The sequence below is a fragment of the Actinomycetota bacterium genome, assembly GCA_030019255.1.
Classification (GTDB): Bacteria; Actinomycetota; Geothermincolia; order Geothermincolales; family RBG-13-55-18; genus Solincola_A.
Genome location: JASEFK010000004.1, coordinates 167314 through 184487 on the forward strand (window position 1 = coordinate 167314; position 17174 = coordinate 184487).

At 62.7% G+C, this 17174-nt stretch carries 16 protein-coding genes; 15 read left to right on the forward strand and 1 reads right to left on the reverse strand.

Going from position 1 to position 17174, the window contains the following annotated elements; translation table 11 throughout:
• The first annotated feature begins 116 nt into the window (after positions 1-116).
• The 6 genes from disA (at position 117) to ispF (ending at position 4907) form a co-directional block, all read left to right on the forward strand.
• The gene (disA, locus tag QME84_05010) at positions 117-1190 is read left to right on the forward strand and encodes a DNA integrity scanning diadenylate cyclase DisA (GenBank protein ID MDI6873625.1); all 1074 of its coding nucleotides are present in this window, start codon (positions 117-119) and stop codon (positions 1188-1190) included.
• Positions 1191-1321: 131 nt separating this feature from the next.
• Complete coding sequence (locus tag QME84_05015) at positions 1322-1717, forward strand: DUF1573 domain-containing protein (GenBank protein MDI6873626.1); 396 nt, start codon at positions 1322-1324, stop codon at positions 1715-1717.
• 177 nt (positions 1718-1894) lie between these two features.
• On the forward strand, positions 1895-2380 hold the full coding sequence (locus tag QME84_05020) for a CarD family transcriptional regulator (GenBank protein ID MDI6873627.1): 486 nt from the start codon (positions 1895-1897) through the stop codon (positions 2378-2380).
• 143 nt (positions 2381-2523) lie between these two features.
• The gene (locus QME84_05025) at positions 2524-3591 is read left to right on the forward strand and encodes a TRAM domain-containing protein (GenBank protein MDI6873628.1); all 1068 of its coding nucleotides are present in this window, start codon (positions 2524-2526) and stop codon (positions 3589-3591) included.
• 130 nt (positions 3592-3721) lie between these two features.
• Positions 3722-4447, forward strand: coding sequence for a 2-C-methyl-D-erythritol 4-phosphate cytidylyltransferase (gene ispD, locus QME84_05030; GenBank protein ID MDI6873629.1), 726 nt, complete (start codon positions 3722-3724; stop codon positions 4445-4447).
• Positions 4431-4907 (forward strand): 2-C-methyl-D-erythritol 2,4-cyclodiphosphate synthase, encoded by a 477-nt coding sequence (gene ispF / locus QME84_05035; protein MDI6873630.1) that lies wholly within the window; start codon positions 4431-4433, stop codon positions 4905-4907. The genes ispD and ispF overlap by 17 nt, the downstream gene beginning before the upstream one ends.
• A 250-nt stretch (positions 4908-5157) precedes the next feature.
• On the opposite strand, the gene QME84_05040 is transcribed toward ispF, so the two are convergent.
• A complete protein-coding gene (locus QME84_05040) occupies positions 5158-5715 on the reverse strand; it encodes an HDIG domain-containing protein (protein ID MDI6873631.1) in 558 nt (185 codons plus the stop codon).
• Between the two features lie 847 nt (positions 5716-6562).
• Here QME84_05040 and QME84_05045 point away from each other — a divergent pair.
• From QME84_05045 to QME84_05085, 9 genes are all read left to right on the forward strand, one after another.
• Positions 6563-7195, forward strand: coding sequence for a TetR/AcrR family transcriptional regulator (locus tag QME84_05045; protein ID MDI6873632.1), 633 nt, complete (start codon positions 6563-6565; stop codon positions 7193-7195).
• A 48-nt stretch (positions 7196-7243) separates the two neighbouring features.
• On the forward strand, positions 7244-8965 hold the full coding sequence (locus QME84_05050) for an AMP-binding protein (protein ID MDI6873633.1): 1722 nt from the start codon (positions 7244-7246) through the stop codon (positions 8963-8965).
• A 244-nt stretch (positions 8966-9209) separates the two neighbouring features.
• Positions 9210-10457: a thiolase family protein gene (locus tag QME84_05055; protein MDI6873634.1), complete on the forward strand. Its 1248-nt coding sequence runs from the start codon at positions 9210-9212 to the stop codon at positions 10455-10457.
• 337 nt (positions 10458-10794) lie between these two features.
• Entirely contained in the window at positions 10795-11940 is a 1146-nt protein-coding gene (locus QME84_05060) for an acyl-CoA dehydrogenase family protein (GenBank protein ID MDI6873635.1), read from the forward strand.
• 13 nt (positions 11941-11953) lie between these two features.
• Entirely contained in the window at positions 11954-13486 is a 1533-nt protein-coding gene (locus QME84_05065; protein ID MDI6873636.1) for an acyl-CoA dehydrogenase family protein, read from the forward strand.
• A gap of 227 nt (positions 13487-13713) precedes the next feature.
• Complete coding sequence (locus QME84_05070; protein ID MDI6873637.1) at positions 13714-14469, forward strand: nitroreductase; 756 nt, start codon at positions 13714-13716, stop codon at positions 14467-14469.
• A 14-nt stretch (positions 14470-14483) separates the two neighbouring features.
• Entirely contained in the window at positions 14484-14816 is a 333-nt protein-coding gene (locus QME84_05075; GenBank protein ID MDI6873638.1) for a 4Fe-4S dicluster domain-containing protein, read from the forward strand.
• Positions 14817-15273: 457 nt separating this feature from the next.
• Positions 15274-16125 (forward strand): SDR family NAD(P)-dependent oxidoreductase, encoded by an 852-nt coding sequence (locus QME84_05080; protein MDI6873639.1) that lies wholly within the window; start codon positions 15274-15276, stop codon positions 16123-16125.
• Between the two features lie 93 nt (positions 16126-16218).
• The gene (locus QME84_05085) at positions 16219-17076 is read left to right on the forward strand and encodes an SDR family NAD(P)-dependent oxidoreductase (protein ID MDI6873640.1); all 858 of its coding nucleotides are present in this window, start codon (positions 16219-16221) and stop codon (positions 17074-17076) included.
• Positions 17077-17174: the final 98 nt, after the last annotated feature.

Sequence of the window (17174 nt, forward strand, 5' to 3'; positions counted from 1 at the left end):
ATCGCGCGCTCCCTTTCCCCGTCACCCGGAACGAGCCTCGATTTTCAGGTATCTTCCGGTATGATATAAAGATTTTGGTAACCCAGCTTCGCGAAGCCTTATCCGAAAAGGGGACCATGGAAGGATATAGGAAGGACCGGGATTTCCTCCACCTGCTGCGCCTGATCGCCCCGGGCACCGAGCTCCGGGAGGGATTGGGACGTATTATCTCCTCTCACCTCGGGGCCCTCATCGTGGTGGGTGATGACGAGAAGGTCCTGGAGGTGGTCAATGGCGGGGTGAACATCGACTGCGAGTTTAGCGCTGCCAGTTTATACCAGGTGGCCAAGATGGACGGGGCGGTCATCCTGGACGAGGATTTGAGCCGCATCCGTTTCGCCAACGTGCACCTGGTTCCCGACCCCTCCATACCCACCTCGGAGAGCGGAACCCGCCACCGCACCGCGGAAAGGGTGGCCCGCCAGACGGACAAGCTGGTCATCGCGGTTTCCGAGCGCATGGAAAGAGTTACCATGTACAAGGGTGACTGGAGCCACGTTGTCCTTCCCGTACGCGTCCTCATCAGCAAGGCCAACCAAGCCCTGCAGACCCTGGAGAAATACAAGTCGCGCCTGGACCAGGTTTCGGCGACCCTGAGCGCCCTGGAGTTCGAGGACCTGGTAAGCCTGCAGGACGTGGTGAGCGTGCTGCAGAGGGCGGAGATGATGCAGAGGATCGCCGAGGAAATAAGGGTGTACCTGGCCGAGCTGGGCGTGGAGGGCAGGCTGATAGAGCTCCAGCTCGAGGAGCTCATGACTGGGGTGGAGAGGGAGAAGAAAAACGTCATCCGCGATTACCGTCCGGAGGGAGGGAAAACGGCGGAAGCCGTGGAGCGCAGCCTGGGCCTGTTGAGCGAGGAGGAGCTCCTGCACCTCACCAGCGTGGCCCAGGCGCTGGGCTATTCCGGTGTGCATGACGAGCTGGACCTGCCGCTTAGACCGCGCGGTTACCGGCTCCTGGAGAGGATTCCGCGCCTCCCTAGCTCGGTGGTGGAGAGGCTGGTGAAGAACTTCGGGGACCTCCAGAGCATAATGCAAGCCTCGGAGAAGATGCTGGAGGGAGTGGAGGGGGTCGGCAAAGCCCGCGCGCGGGCCGTAAAAGACGGCCTGCGGCGCATCGCCGAGGCCTCGCTGGTGGAGAGGTACGCCTGACGCGCGGCAGGCGAAAAATGCCTCCGGAAGCTGCAATTACTAGGTTTGGCAATTTATTCCATATAGCTCCGTTTGACACACGCAAAAACGCCCTCCTATAATTACTTATAAGGAAAAGCGGAGGTCTTCAGATGCGGGAAGCCGATTGCGCCGAGTTTCAGAAGACGGTATCCGAACACCTGGTTCGCAATCGCAGCATTCTGGACGTCATGACCAAGCTTCAGGACGCCGCCACCAGGGTGAACCGGGCGTTGGCCAAGACGGTCACTTCCTGTGGTTGCCTGCGCATCGAGGCCAGCAAGCAGGAACTGCCCCCCGATGTAAGTTTTTCCCATGTGGCCAATTACGTGAAGAGCCACATCGAGGGAAAACTCTGCCCCAACTGCGCGGATGTCATCGAGACCGAGCTGGGGAACGCGCTGTTCTACCTGGCGGCCATCTGTTGTCTGCTGGATCTGGATTTCAAGAGCGTTCTGGAAAGGGAAAACGATCGGATAAAGACCCTGGGAGTTTACAGCCTTACCTGAAGGCGGCGGGAAGGCCGTGGCGGCTGATTTCCGGGTTCAACGGCAGAAGATGCAGTAGATGAGGTACCTGGCCGTAACGTTGTGAGTCCAGACCCCAAGATAGCCACCCCGTTTCCACGAGGTCACCGAGGCATGGAAGGGGCTGGGCCATTCGGTATGTCTGGAGAGGTGATAGGCATGTTCAAGGTAGGAGACGTAGTCGTTTATCCCCAGCACGGAGCGGGCGTCATCGAGGAGGTGACCGAGACCCTGGTGGAGGGGGAAAAGAGGACCTATTTCGTCCTCCGCATGTGCCAGGGAAACCTCAAGGTTATGGTGCCCGCGGACAACACGGAGGAAGTGGGCCTCCGGAAGGTGATAAGCAAGGAAGAAGTGAACAAGGTCTTCGAGGTCCTTAGCGCGGAATGCACTCCCATGCCCAGCAACTGGAATCACCGCTACAAGAAGAACCGGGACAAGCTGCGCAGCGGGGATATCTTCCAGGTGGCCGAGGTGGTCCGCAACCTCACGGTGAGGGACATGGAGAAGGGACTTTCCTCCGGCGAAAAGCGCATGCTAAACCAGGCGCGCGAGATACTGGCCAGCGAGCTCATGTACGCGGTGGAGGTGGAAGTCGACGAAGCCCTGCGCATGATCGAGGAGGTCTTCACCTCGCCTTCCTGATTCCGGAGCGGGGGTGTTATTATTTCCTTGTCAACCCTTCGCCGGTTTTTCATCATCGGTTTCATTCGACGGTGGGGGAAAGTGGGGCGATGTAATGGGAAGGAAAGGAGGGTTGCCTCACCCCGGAAGGGAGAACTGGGTTCATGGTAGTCCTGATCGTCCGGCTGATATTCATGATCGTCGGAGGGATCGGGGGCTACGAGCTCGGGGAGCTGATGGAGCGGTCCTACCTCCAGAAGCTGGATCCCACCTATTCCATCATCGGCTTCATAGTATCCATCATCGTCTGCGTGGGATTGGGCTTCGTCATCGGGGGGGCCGCCGGAAGGTACACCGCCAAGCTGCTTAACCGCTTCGAGGTGGCCATCCAGGACATACCGGGCACCGACCTGCTCATGGGCGCGGTGGGCATCATCGCCGGCTTCCTGATCGCCTTTCTGCCCTCGATGATCCTCTTCCGCTCCTACCCGGGGTGGCTTTTCGCCCTCGTCCTCTACGCGGTATGCGGGATCATAGGCTACATCGTGGCCGTCCAGAAGAAGGACGACCTTCTCGCGCTGTTCCGCCCCTCCCGCTTTTCCACCGCCGCGGAGGGGGAGAGGAGGGCAGTGGCCGCCCGCATCCTGGACACCAGCGCCATCGTGGATGGGCGCATCGCGGACATCTGCCTCACCGGTTTCCTGGAGGGCCAGCTGGTGGTCCCCCGCTTCGTCCTCAACGAGCTCCAGGCGGTGGCCGATTCGGAGGACCCCCTGAAGAGGAACCGGGGGCGAAGGGGCCTGGAGGTGCTCAACGCCCTGCAGCGGCAGGAACGCGTGGAGGTGCGCATAGAGGAGAGGGATTTCCCCGAGCTCTCCGGCGTGGACACCAAGCTGGTGGCCCTGGCCAAGGCGCTGAACCTCCCCATCATGACCACCGACTTCAACCTCAACAAGATCGCGGAGCTCCAGGGGGTAAGGGTTCTCAACGTCAATGAGCTGGCCAATTCCCTGAAACCCGTGGTCCTTCCCGGGGAGACCCTCACCCTGACCGTCATACGGGAGGGGAAGGAGCCCGGGCAGGGAGTGGGCTACCTGGACGATGGGACCATGGTGGTGGTGGAAGGGGGAAAGAAATACATCGGCAAGGAGGTCCGGACCGTGGTCACCAGCACCCTGCAGACCGCGGCGGGAAGGATGATCTTCGCCTCCCTCGGGGACCGTCAGGGATGAGGATCGGGCGATTCCACCGGCGCTTGGCTTGAAGTGGATTATGCCGGGAATGTGGAAAGCGGACGCAGGCGGCGGAGGGAGGCGGGGGTCGGGAGAGGATTGAGGCGCGGGGAAGGAGGTTTGACCGGAAGTGAAGGCCGGAGCCGTGGTGGCCGGAGCGGGAAGGGGAGAGAGGGTCGGCCTGCCGGAGGGAAAGCAGTTTCACAGGCTGGCCGGCATTCCCATCCTGGCGCGTTCCCTCCTCAACCTGGAGGCGGTGGAGGAGATCGAGGAGATCGTCCTGGTGGTCAACGCCGACGAGATACGGCGCGCCGAGGAGGAGATCGTTTCCGCTTACGGCCTGCGCAAGGTGAGCATGGTGGTGGCGGGCGGGGAATACCGCCAGGAGTCGGTGTTCAACGCCCTGCGTTCCATCTCCGGCCCCGTGGATTACATGGTGATCCACGACGGAGCCCGCCCCCTAGCCACCCCGGAGCTTTTCCGCAGGACCTTGAAGGCGTTGCGCGACGCGGAATGCGAGGGGGTCATAACCGCCGTGCCGGTGGTAGACACGGTCAAGGAGGTGGAGGGAGGCTGGGTGTTGAGGACTCCCGACCGGCGGCGCCTCTGGGCGGTGCAGACCCCGCAGTGTTTCCGGGCCCAGGCCCTGCTGGACGCCCACGAACGGGCCTTCCGGGAGGGGGTTTGGGCCACCGATGACGCCGCCCTGCTGGAGAGGTACCGCTACCGGGTGCGCGTGGTGGAGGGGGAAGTGACCAACATAAAGATCACCTATCCCTCGGACATCCTCGTCGCCGAGGCGCTGCTGGAGAAGGGAGGCCTGCAGGTTGTCGTGCCGGGTGGGTCTGGGGTTTGACGCTCACTCCTTCGCGGAGGGGAGGAGGCTGGTCCTGGGAGGGGTGGAGATTCCCCACCACCGGGGCCTGGCCGGCCATTCCGATGCCGATGTGCTGGTGCACGCCCTCATGGACGCCCTGCTTGGAGCCTGCGGTGAGAGGGACATAGGCGTGAGGTTCCCGGACACCGATCCCACCTTCCGGGATATTTCCAGCCTCGTCCTCCTGGAGGAGGTCATGGGCGTGGTCTCGGAGCGCGGCTGCCGCGTGGTGAACGTGGACTGCGTGGTTGTGGCCCAGGAGCCCCGCCTGTCACCCCATATAGAGGAGATGAGGAAGCGCCTGGCCCTCATCCTTCGCGTTCCGGAGAGCAGAGTGGGGATAAAGGCCACCACCACCGAGGGCATGGGCTTCACCGGCCGCGGGGAGGGAATCGCCGCCGTGGCCGTCGCCCTGGTGGAGGAGAGGACCGAGCCGTGACCCGGGGCCGCGGGGCAGGGAGCCCTCGCGGAGAAACACGGCGTTAAGCCGGCGAAAGATTTTTCTATATTGGCACCGGCATGGGCCGGCGACGCTCCCATCCTCGACGTGGGTGGACCGGGGAGGCCGTCGGGAAGCGGGGAAACGAACGCGCCGGCGTTCCACACCCGGAGCACTTACCTTTTGGTAAATAATGGTATTATAATATCCATCCGGCGACGATGGGTGTTGTCGGACGTGCGTTGCGAGCTCAGAGACCGAGCCGGTCTGATATCTCCTGCATGGCCTCCAGGGCTAGGGACAGGAACCTCTCCAGCTCGAATCCCGCCCGCTCGCACTCCATGATCACCTCGCGGCGGGCTCCCCGGGCGAAGGCCTTTTCCTTCATCCGCCTGCGCAGGGACTGGACCTTTACCCCGGCGAGCTTCTTGTCCGGCAGGACCAGGGCGGCGGCCACGATGAGCCCGGTCACCGTCTCCGCGGCGGCCAGGGCATGCTGGAAGACCGTTTTCCGCTCGCCCAGCCCCAGCCCTTCGGCGTTGTGCATCCGTACCGCCTCCACCATCTCAGGGGAAGCACCTCTCTCGCTCAGCAGCCTCGCTGCCGTCTCGCCGTGCACACTCATGTCGTTGCCACAGATTTCCAGGTCCAGGTCGTGCAGGAGGCCAGCCAGTCCCCAGAGGTCCTCGTCCTCCCCCAGTTCGCGCGCCAGGCGCCGCATCACCGCCTCGGTGGCGTAACAGTGCTTGCGCAGGTTCTCCGCCTTCAGGTTCTCGTGCAGCAGGCCCAGTGCCTCTTCCCTTCGCATCGCCCCTCCAGCTTCCGTCGCTGGACCCCTTTTGTCTTCCGCCCCTTTTGCCTCCTCCCCCATATCATATAGTTGCGAAGCGGTAAAGGGCTTGATTCGATCCCCGGGATGAGCGGGCCCTTATTACCTTCCCACACCTTTCCGCTCCGCCTTGGCTGCGAAACGGTACAGGACGTGATTCGATCCCCGGGATAAAAATAACAGGATACCGGGTAAAAATATCAAGATAACGGATAATCATGAACTTTCGGGGCGACGGACTCCACCAGGAAACGCCTCCCCTTCTGGGTCATGTGCCCGGAACGCAGCTGCGAATTGTGGAGGACGTACTAGCAGGAAGGCCCCAAGCCACACAACAGATAAATCCTTCAGGATGTAAAATCGCGAAAGTCCTCTCCCCTGCGTTGAAGACAAGAGCCGGTATGGGTCAGGGTATACTTTATGCCCTCCAAGGATTCCGAGGTTCGGAAAAGTCTATCTCGATGAAAATTTAAGCGACATCTTCCCTACATGATCTCCCCGAGGCTTCCGAGGGCCGGAGATAGTGGAAGCGGTTGAGAGCGTGGACGACTCGAGTTATAAAATTATATAACCAATATTGAGTGAGTACTCACTCGCTATTTCGGGTTTAACGGAAAGTCGGCGAACGGGGGCTCAAGCGATCTTCTCCTCCGAAGGCATGGTCGAGAGAACGCGTGTTGATGGAAGTATCCCCGGGAAACGGCTCCGGGAACGGAGGCGGATTCCGAAAGGCGGCCCGGTTCTCCTCCGCGGACAGCATCGTTGGATTTGAGGTGCCATGGCGGGAAGGAGAAGGAAACCGGTTCCGGAAAGCGGCGGTGATGGAATGAAGCGCCGAAGGACGCGGGCGGCGGAGGATGAGAACCGGGAGAAGGCCCGGAGTTCTTCCGGGAAGGATGACCGCCGCACACGGATAATCCTGTCCTGCATAGACGTTTTCTCGCGCACCAATTACGAGAAGGCCACCACGGCCATGCTGGCCCGGGAGGCGGGGGTGGCGGAGGGCACCATCTACAAGTATTTCCCCAGCAAGAAGGAGCTCTTCCTGGCTTGCTGCCGCTACATAGAGGACCAGCTTCTGCAGCGTTACCGGGCCATTTACCGGGAGTACCGGGACCGGCCGCTGGAGTCCCTCAAGCGGGTGGGGCAGAGCTACCTGGATTTCATACGGGAGAACCCAGCCATGCGCAAGTTCCTGGCCTTCATTCTCAACAACAGCTACGACGAGGATTTTTTGAGGGAGCTGGAGGGATTCTTCACCGTCAACCGCATGGCGGTGGAGGAGGTGATCAGGGAGGCGCAAAGAAAGGGGGAGCTCAAGGAAAGCATCGATCCCAGGATAGGGGCTTGGTTCTTCGTGGGCGGTTATTTCACCCTCATCCTCATGGCCGAGATGGACGAGGAGGCGGTGAACGACCCCCATTTCATGGACAAGTACATGGCGCCCATGTTTTCCTGATTATTCTACCTAGGACGGGAAGGAGACGAGGGGGAAAAGGGTGACGGCATGACTTCCGAGGAGAAGCGTATGTACCTGCGCCGGGCCTGGCTGGCCTGGCGCCTGGCGCGCTCCCTGGCGCTGTTCCTGGTGGACGAGTACCGGCGGGGGACCCTCAAGGAAAACCTGCGCAGCATCCTGGAAGCACGGAGTCTTTCCCTGAGCCGAGACATGTCCCATGCCGAGCTTCTGGAGGAGAAGGCCGAAAGGCACGGGGACCGTCCCTTCCTCCGCTTCCAGGACCGGGTGTTCACCTACCGGGAGATGAATCTCAACGCCAACCGGGTTGCCATTTTTCTCCAGGACCTGGGCGGCGGTCCGGGGGTGGGCCTGGCCATCGTCATGAGGAACTCGCCCCGCTGGCTGGACGTCTTCTTCGGGCTGGAGAAACTGGGCATGTACGCCGTCCCGGTCAACGTGGCCCTGCGCGGGGACCAGCTGGCCTACGTGCTGGATAATTCCGACGCCTCCATGGTGGTCATCGACCACGACCTGCTTCCCTATTACCAGGTGGTGGCGGACCGCCTGGACAAGGTGAAGAAGGTCATCGTCAACCGGGAGGGAGCGGCGGAGGATTTCCGGCTGCCCGAGGGGATGGAAGATCTCGACGCCGCTTACGGACCTGACTCCGACCCCTCCCAGCCGGCGGTGACCTACAACCCCGAGGACCTCTGCGTGATCATGTACACCTCGGGGACCACTGGGCTCCCTAAGGGGGTGGTCTACCGCTACAACAGCACCAACGTCAAGGCCATCTCCGTTATCGGCCGCCTGCTGACGGGAAGGAAGGACGTGGCCTACACCTGTTATCCCCTCTTCCACGCCAACGCCCTCTTTCTCACCGTGACCCCGGCCATGCACTGCGGAGCGCAGGTGGCCCTGGGGGTGAGGTTCAGCGCCAGCCGCTTCTGGGAGGAGATACGGAAGCACGGCGCCACCACCTTCAACGGGCTGGGAGCGGTCATGCCCATTCTCATGAAACAGCCCCCCAGGCCCTCGGACCGGGACCACCGGGTGCGCTTCGTACTCTCCGCCGGCTGCCCGGCGGATATGTGGGAAGATTTCGAGAAGCGCTTCGGGGTGAAGATCTTCGAGGGATACGGGGCGGTGGACGGCGGAGGGGTGGTGATCACCAATTTCGGGACCGCCCCTGTGGGGTCCATGGGCAAGCCCCTCAACGCCAGGTGCCGCATCATCGACGACCAGGGCAACGACGTGCCCCCCGGTACCCCGGGCGAGCTCATCTGCTACGTGGGGGAGCGGAAGGGCTCGGTGGAATATTACAAGAACCCGGAGGCTACCAGCGACAAGGTGAGGGACGGGTGGCTGTACACCGGGGACCTGGTCTACGCGGACGACAAGGGCTACATCTACTTCCTGGGGCGCAACACGGAATCCATGCGCGTCAAGGGGGAGAACGTCTCCGCCTACGAGGTGGAGCAGGCCATCCTCAAGCATCCCGACGTACTGGAATGCGCCGTCTACGCCGTTCCCTCCGAACTGGCCGAGGACGAGATCATGGCCACCGTGGTGCCCGTGGAGGGGAAGACCCTGGACCCCGCCTCCATGCCTGCCTTCCTCTCCGACAAGCTGGCAAAATTCGCCATCCCGCGCTACTGGCGGGTGGTGGAAGAACTTCCCAAGACGGAGACCCACCGGGTGATCAAGAAGGAGCTGGAGAAGCTGGGGGTGACCCCGGACACCTACGATGCCAAGGCGGCAGCGAAGTGAGGAAAGCGGGATCCCGGAAGGGTTTCCTTGGGGGAGGCGACTGTTCAAGGTTGAGGCCGGGAAGGGTGAAAAACATGCACCGTCGTTGTTTGCATGGCATGCGTTGGCAATTTTCCGAGGCAGGCAAACGGGTGACCCCCGCGGGCGCACGGACGGCCCCGCCGAGTTATCCGCCGCGGCTTTTATGGAACGAAAGACATGGCTTTAAACGGCCCGTAAAGACCAGAGATTAAGGGGAGGCGAGATGGGCAACGACGTGTATATCCTGGGCGTGGGCATGATCCGCTTCGGCAAGTACGCGGAAAGGAGCGTCAAGCAGCTGGTGGCCGAGGCCATGCAGGCCCTTTTCGAGGATTGCCCGGTGGAGAGAAAGGACATCCAAGCGGCCTGGTTCTCCAACTCCGGCTGGGGAATGAACACCGGCCAGCACTGCATCCGCGGCCAGGTGGCCCTGGCTCCTCTGGGCATCCAGGGTATCCCCATCGTCAACGTGGAGAACGCCTGCGCCGGGGGTTCCACGGCCTTGCGCGAGGCCTGGTTGAGCATCAAGGCGGAGCAGTTCGACCTGGTGCTGGCCGTGGGAGCGGAGAAAGTGTGGTTCCCGGAGGATAAGGCCAGGATGTTCGAGGGCTTTATTTCCGGCACCGATGTTGAAGTCATCCGGCCCATCATCGAGGCCTTCAAGGCCGACGCCCGGAAGAAGGCCGAGGAAGCCGCATCCGCGGGCAAGGAAAAGAAGGGAGGACACTCCCCCTTCATGGACATTTACGCCATGGGGGCCCGGGCCCACATGAAGGCCTACGGAACCACCCAGAGGCAGCTGGCGGTGATCGCCGCCAAGAACCATTACCATGGGTCACTCAACCCCCTGGCCCAGTACCGGAAGAACATGAGCGTGGAGGAGGTGCTGGAGGACGTCCTGGTGGCCTACCCCCTCACCCGTTCCATGTGCGCCCCCGTCGGGGACGGAGCGGCAGCCGCCCTGCTTTGCTCGGAGAGAGCCCTGAAGAGGTACCCGGAGGCACGCCCGGTGCGCATCCTGGCCTCCGCCCTGGCCTCGGGTTCCCTGCCCGATTCCGGGCTGGAGCCCATCGGGAAGCGGCTGAGTAAGACGGCCTACGAGATGGCCGGGCTGGGCCCGGGGGACGTCGACGTGGCCGAGGTGCACGACGCCACGGCCTTCGGGGAACTGCTGCAATACGAGGAGCTGGGTTTCTGTCCCGAGGGGGAAGGCGGTCCCTTCGCCGAATCCGGGGCCACCCGGCTGGGGGGGAAATTGCCGGTGAACACCAGCGGGGGACTGGAATGCCGGGGGCATCCCATCGGGGCCTCGGGGATCGCCCAGGTATACGAGCTGGTCACCCAGCTGCGGGGGGAGGCGGGTCCCCGCCAGGTGGAGGGGGCGCGCATCGCGCTGGCGGAGAACGGCGGGGGTTTCATCGGCATGGGCGAAGCGGCCATGTGCATCCATATCCTGGAAAGAGTTTCCTGACCAAGAAAGGGGCGCGGCGGAAAGTAGCTTGGAGCGCAAAGGCGATCCGGGTATACGGGAGGTTCGTGGAGTTCGCGCCGCGGGCCGATCGTGAAGGCCGGGAGCGGGGGTACGGGTATCCCGCCGGTCTTGGGAGGAAAAGTCCTAGACCCGGTAGGTTTTGGGCGTCGTCGGTGCGCTTGAAGATCGTTCCTGACGCGTGGATCCGGCCAGTCGCCGGGCAAGTGTTGGGATAAAGCGGGCTGTAGTTTCCAGTAAGGATCGCGGATGCCGTACCGCAGGTTATGCGAGCCGCCACGCGGCGCGTGAAGGGACGGCAAGAGCTGGTGAAGGGGTGATGGCTAAGATGGTAGGCTTGAGCGAGGAACTGAGGCTCCTGGACGGGATGGCCAGGGATTTCGCCCTCAACGAGCTGGTGCAGGGAAGGGAGGAACGGGACCACTATCCCTTCGCGCCTCCCTGCGAGGACGTGCTGGCGCGTGCCCACCAGGTGGGATTCTTTTCCCTCCTCCTGCCGGAGGAACTGGGGGGAGCGGCGGAACCGGTGCAGGCCCTGTGTTTGGTGCTGGAGGAGGTGTGTCGGGAGGACGCCAGCCTGGGAGGCGCCGTCTTCACCGTGGCTTTGGCACAGGAATTGTTGGCCAGGGCGGGGGCGGTGGAAAAACTGGAGCAGATCTACTCCCGGACGGTGTCCGTCCGCGATGCCCTGTTGGCCTTTCCCTCCTTCCACAACCCGGGGGATACCCAGCCGAACCTGGCGGCCGAAAGGCACAAGGATGGTTACCGCCTTTCCGGCGGCGTGGATTACGTGGTGTTGGGGAACATCGCCGGCAAGGCCGTTTTGCCGGCCAAATCAGGGGACCGACCGGGATATTCCCTCTTCCTGGTGGATCTCCAGGCCGAGGGCTTGGAAGGGAGCGAGCCCGTCCTCAGCCTGGGCCTGCATGCCTGCCCGGCGGTGGACCTACGACTGTCCGGCGTGGAGGGCGAGCTGGTAGGGGAGGAAGGAAAAGGTCCGGATTATTTCGAGGCCGCGGTGGACCGCCTGAGCGTGGCCGCGGCGGCGGCTTCCTGTGGAGTGATGAAGGGATCCTTCAGTACCGCCCTGGATTACGCGAGACAGAGGATCCAGGGAGGGAGGAAGATCGTCAACTGGTCGGAGGTGCGCATGATCCTCTCCTCCATGGCGGTGAAGGCCAAGGTGGCGGAGATGCTGGTCCGGGAGGCCGCCCGGGCCGTGGACGGAAAGGAGCCGGGGTGGCGGCTGGCCTCCCGCGCCGCCGCCCTGCAGGTCCAGGAGGAAGCCACGGAGCTCACCTGCGACGGCATCCAGATTCTGGGCGGGAACGGGTACATGCAGGATTACGGGCAGGAAAAACGCTTCCGGGACGCCAAGCAGTTGCAGTCCCTGATGGGAATGGTGCCGCTGCGCCGGTTACGGTATATCCGGCGGATCGTGGATGGGGAATCCCCGTGGGCCTAAGGGGGTGAAGGGCATGTTGAGAAAGAGCGATTCCTCGCTGCTCCTCCGGGAGTTCCCGGACTTCACGGATACCATGCACAGTTTGGTGGCCATGGAGAAGATGCCCAGGGGAGTGGTGGACGAGTGTCGTGAGGCCGTAGCCCTGGCCCGGCGTTTCAACCGCACCGTGGCCCGCAATTACGCCCTGGAGCTGGACCGCCGCACGCAGGAAGATCCTACCTATCTCCCCTGGGAACTGGTGGAGGAGGCCAACCGCTGGGGATTCTTCACCATGTGGATTCCCAAGCTCTTTGGGGGAAAGGGATGGAGTCTCACCAGCATCGCCCCCTTCGTGGAGGAGCTGGCCTCGGAGTGCCTGGCCATCACCAACCTCATCGGGGTGCACTATTTCGGGTTCTCCATCCTGGTGGCCACCTGGAACATACGGCTCATAGACCAGATCAGCCGCGAGGTGGTGGAGGGGGAGAAAACCGGCAAGCCGTGCCTGGTTTCCGGGGCGGTGACCGAGCCGGAAGCCGGGACCGACGCCGAGGAGGTGGAACTTCTGGCCCGGGCTAAAGTACGCTGTCACGCCCGCAGGGTGGAGGGGGGTTACGTGGTCAACGGGCGCAAGATCTTCATCTCCAACGGGCACCTCTCCACCTGGCACATCCTCATTGCCTACGAGGACCTGGAAAGGCCGGACGAGAGCATGATCGCCTTCGCGGTGAAGAACGGTACGCCTGGGTTCTCGTTCGGGCGGATGGAAAAGAAAATGGGCCAGAAGGGATGCCCGGCCAGCGAGCTGGTCTTCGAGGATTGTTTCATACCCGAGGAGAACATGCTGGTGGCCGCTTCCCGCCTGGAGGAGATGAAATTACTTTCCCGGGCGGCCCGGAGGATGAAGAGGGGCCCGCGGGAGCTGAGCATGCAGCTCATAGACTTCGTGGTATCGGCCACGCGACCGGGAGTGGGAGCCATGGGCGCGGGCGTGGCCCGGGGAGCCTTGGAGCTCGCCCTCCAGTTTGCAAGGGAGACGGTGGTGGACGGGCGCCCGCTGGTCAACCACGAATGGGTACAGTGCCTGCTGGCGGAGATGTACATGAACGCCGCCCTGGCCCGCCTCTCCTACATGGAGGCGAATTATGCCAACAGCATGTACGGAATGGCCCGCCTGCTCGGCTTCAAGCCACTCTACTATTATCACCGGGCCATGCCCACCTCCGTTTTCGATCGCCTCATGCCCGCGGCCAACAGATTGGACGCTGTCACCTCCGCTTACCGCCTTCTGGTCATGGGGGGGCAGAGCGAGGAAGAGGAACGCCTGGCCTCGGGGTGGGCCTCCCTGGCCAAGGTGGCGGGGACCGACCTGGGGGTGAAGAACTGCCAGTTGGCCTTGGAGCTTATGGGGCAAGCTGGGTTGCGACACGACCGCCGGGCGGAGAAATGCCTGCGCGACGCCAAGCTCCTGCAGATATACGAGGGGACCAACCAGCTCAACAGGCTGAACGTCTTCAAATGCCTCGTAGCCCCGGCTGCCCCGGAGGCCAGGGCCTTCGAGGACTGAAGGCGATGAGGGGCGTCTTTCCCGGGGAGGACCTGCGACCTCCACGGGGCGGCGTGGATATGGAAATGCGGAAAACAGGCTGAAAGCGGAGAAGTCGCATCTTCACAAATCCCGCGGAAGTCGAAGGGAGGATAGGGGACCACGCAAGGTGCGTCGGCGGGCCGCATGGTAAGGAACGCCACGGTCACCTGTCGGTGGATCTCGGATCCAGGGTTCAAGGAGGGCACATGGTGGAGACGGTCATGGAGAAAAGGCACCGCAGGGAAGCGGAGTTCGGGGAGATGTACACCTGGTACGAGGGGATGGAATGGAACCCGGTGGAGAGGGTCATCCTGGAGCGGCGCAGCGTGCGGAAGTACAAGGACCGGCAGGTACCGGAAAAGCTGGTGCGCCGCATCCTGGAGGCGGGGCGGTTCGCTCCGTCGGCCGGCAACGCCCAGCCCTGGAGGTTCGTGGTGGTCCGAGACTGGAACATGCTGGAGGAGATGGAAAAATATGTAAGATTTCGCTGCCGGGTCCTGAAGTTCATGCTGGACTGGGAGAGCAGCCCCCTGGGGAGGCTCTCCTGGCTCCTGGCCCAGACCTACATCCGGCTGATGCCCAACAAGCTCCACCCCATCCCCTTCGGCGCCATCCGCCTCATCGCCGATGGCAAGCTCAAGCTCTTCCACGGCGCGCCCACGGTGATCTTCATCCTGGAGGATATGCGCGGGGTGTCCAAGCCCCAGGTGGACATCGGCATCTGCGGACAGAACATGGTGCTGGCCGCCCATTCCCTGGGCCTGGGGACCTGCTGGGTGGGGTTCGTTGAAATCCTCAAGTTCGGGAGCAAGTGGAAGAAGAAACTGGGCGCCCGGTGGCCCTACCGGTTCGCGGAGGCCATATGCCTCGGTTACCCGGTGGGCGAGCCCGATGGGATGGTGGCCCGGGAGCTCCACGAGATCGACTGGTGGGAAAACGGGAAAAAACGGACCGTGTTTTGAAAGGGGAATCGACCATGGCCTACCTTACCCTGAAGGAAATCCTTACCATCCCCACCTACAACGACCCGGAAACCTGCCGGGCAGGCAGGGTAGTCATCGATCATGGGAAATGCAACGGCTGTGGCAACTGCGCGTTGATCTGCCCCGGCGCCTGCCTCTACGTGGCCGGCCTGGGCAAGGAACGCAAGGCCTACATGATCGACAAGGCGGTGGCGGACTGCATGTCCTGCAACGATTGCGCGGCCATCTGTAAGCAGGGAGCCATCCGGGCCGTTCACGGCTACGATTTCGGCTTTTTCTACAAGGTGCTCCACCGGGCGGAGATGGTCCCCCCAAGGAATTTTTAGGGGTTAGGTCTTGAATTTTGATACCCCTGGGGGTATTAGTACCGCGGGGTGCCAGCGGGGTGACCTCCTCCCGCCCTCGACAAGGGGATAAATGGGGGCGGTAAATACGGAGGAAAGCCCTGGCCGGAACATGGCCTGGGAGGCGCCGGAGCGCCCCATCCCCCAAGCCCCGGCCCTTCGGGAGGTTCCACGGACATAGATGAGGGGATTGCGGATGTGATGTCCGGTTATTTCAGGCGGATGCAGGGAATAGTTCAAGATGGGATAGCGGTGAGTTCGCTAACCACATGGGAGACATCATGCTGTCGAGGAGGTTGAGAATGGCGTGAGCTGAAGGACGGGTGGCGAGGCCGGATACCTGAGGGAACGCAAGACAAGTGACCCGGGATGCGTTGCTTGAAGCCCGATCGAGTCAGGTTCAGGACCTTGCGCGGAAAGGAACGGAGGGGAATTGGGGATGTACAGGCTGGATGGTAAGAGGGTAGTCATCACCGGTGCCGGTTCAGGGTTGGGAAGGGCCCTTTCGCTGGCCCTGGCCTCCAGGGGGTGCCGGATAGGCGTGGTGGATATAGACGAGTCCAGGGCAGGAGAGACCCTGGAAATGGTAAGGCAGAAGGGCGGGGACGGTGAGGCCTACCGCCTGGACGTGAGCCGGCCGGAGGAAGTGGAGGCCATGGCCGAGCACTTCTTCCGATCCTGGGGTGGAGTGGACGTCCTGGTCAATAACGCCGGCGTGGTTTCCACCGGTTTCGTGGGGGACATCCCCCTGGAGGACTGGGAATGGGTTTTCGGGGTCAACTTCTGGGGGATGCTCTACGGGTGCCATTTCTTCATTCCCCGCATGAAGACGCAAGGAGGCGGGTACATCGTCAACGTGGCCTCGGCGGCTGGTCTTTTGACCCTCCTGGAGATGGGTCCCTACAACGCCACCAAGGCGGCGGTCATCGCTCTCACCGAGACCCTGCGGAGCGAGCTGGCTCCCTTCAACATAGGGGTCACCGCCGTATGCCCCATGTTCTTCAACACCCGCCTCCTGGAGAGCATGCGCTACACCGACGATTTCGAGAGGGAGTTCGCCGAGACCACCTTCCGTTACGCGCGCATGAGCGCGGAGCAGGTGGCGGAGGCGGTGATCCAGGCGGTGGAGAAAAGGAGGCTGTACGTTGTCCCCCAGCTTTCCGGGAGGCTGTTCTGGCTGATCAAGCGGATGAAACCAGGTCTCTATCACCGCACCCTGGCCTTTTTCAACCGCGACGACCTGGGGAGGCGACTCCTGCTTTGGATGGCGCGCAAGGGACTCATCCAGTAGGACGAACGCAGGTTGCCCCCTTAGGCTCGCGCATGTTTTGTGGGTCGAGGTCATGGATGAACGGCGTCGCGAAGGAAGAGGTAGGTAAAAACGATGGCCAGAGTCAGATTGCCGGGAAAGAAAGGAATGGAGTGGTTCCGGGGAAGGACGGCGGTGGTCACCGGCGCCGCCTCCGGCCTGGGGAGGGGCATCGCCCTGGCCCTGGCCGACGCGGGATGTCACCTGGTGGTGGCGGACATCGATGACCGGCGCCTGGACGCGGTGCGGGCGGAGGTCGAGGGAAAGGGCCGGGACTGCCTGGCGCGGAGGGTGGACGTTTCCGTTCGCCGGGAGATGGAGGACCTCGCCGAGGTCGCCCTGGGGTGGAAGGGGCAGGTCGATATCCTGGTCAACAACGCGGGGGTGGGCGGGAGCGGGGAGCTGGACGTCATTCCCGTGGAGGATATCGAGTGGATCGTGGGCGTCAACCTCATGGGGGAGATCTACGGGTGCCGCTTCTTCCTCCCCCACATGGTGCGGCGAGGGGAGGGGCATATCGTGAACATCGCTTCCCTCTCGGGCCTGGTGGCGCTCCCCCTCCACGTGGCCTACACGGTGACCAAGTTCGGGGTGGTAGGCCTCTCGGAGATGCTCTGGGCGGAGGCGCGTAACCACGGGGTGGGCGTCACCGTGGTCTGCCCGGGAGCCATCAGCACGGACATAGGTTTTCACACCCGCAATCACTACCGCACGGAAAAGCAGCGAGAGAACGAGGAACGCTACGCGGCCATGCTCCGGGAAAGAGGCATGGATCCCTTGGACGCGGGTAGGAAAATTGTGGAATCCATATCCCGGGGCAAGTTCATGGTCCTCCTGGGCAAGGAGGCCTACCTGCTCTACTACCTCAAGCGCCTGGCCCCCATGCTCTGCCTCCGGATCGCCTCCTTCGTCTCCCGTAGGCTCCTACGTTAAAGGGGTCAGGTCAAGTCTTGAAATTTGATATCCCCGGGGGTATAGGACCCGTAGAAGCCAGGTATTTTCCCTTGTCCCTCCTCCCCCTCGTGGAAGGC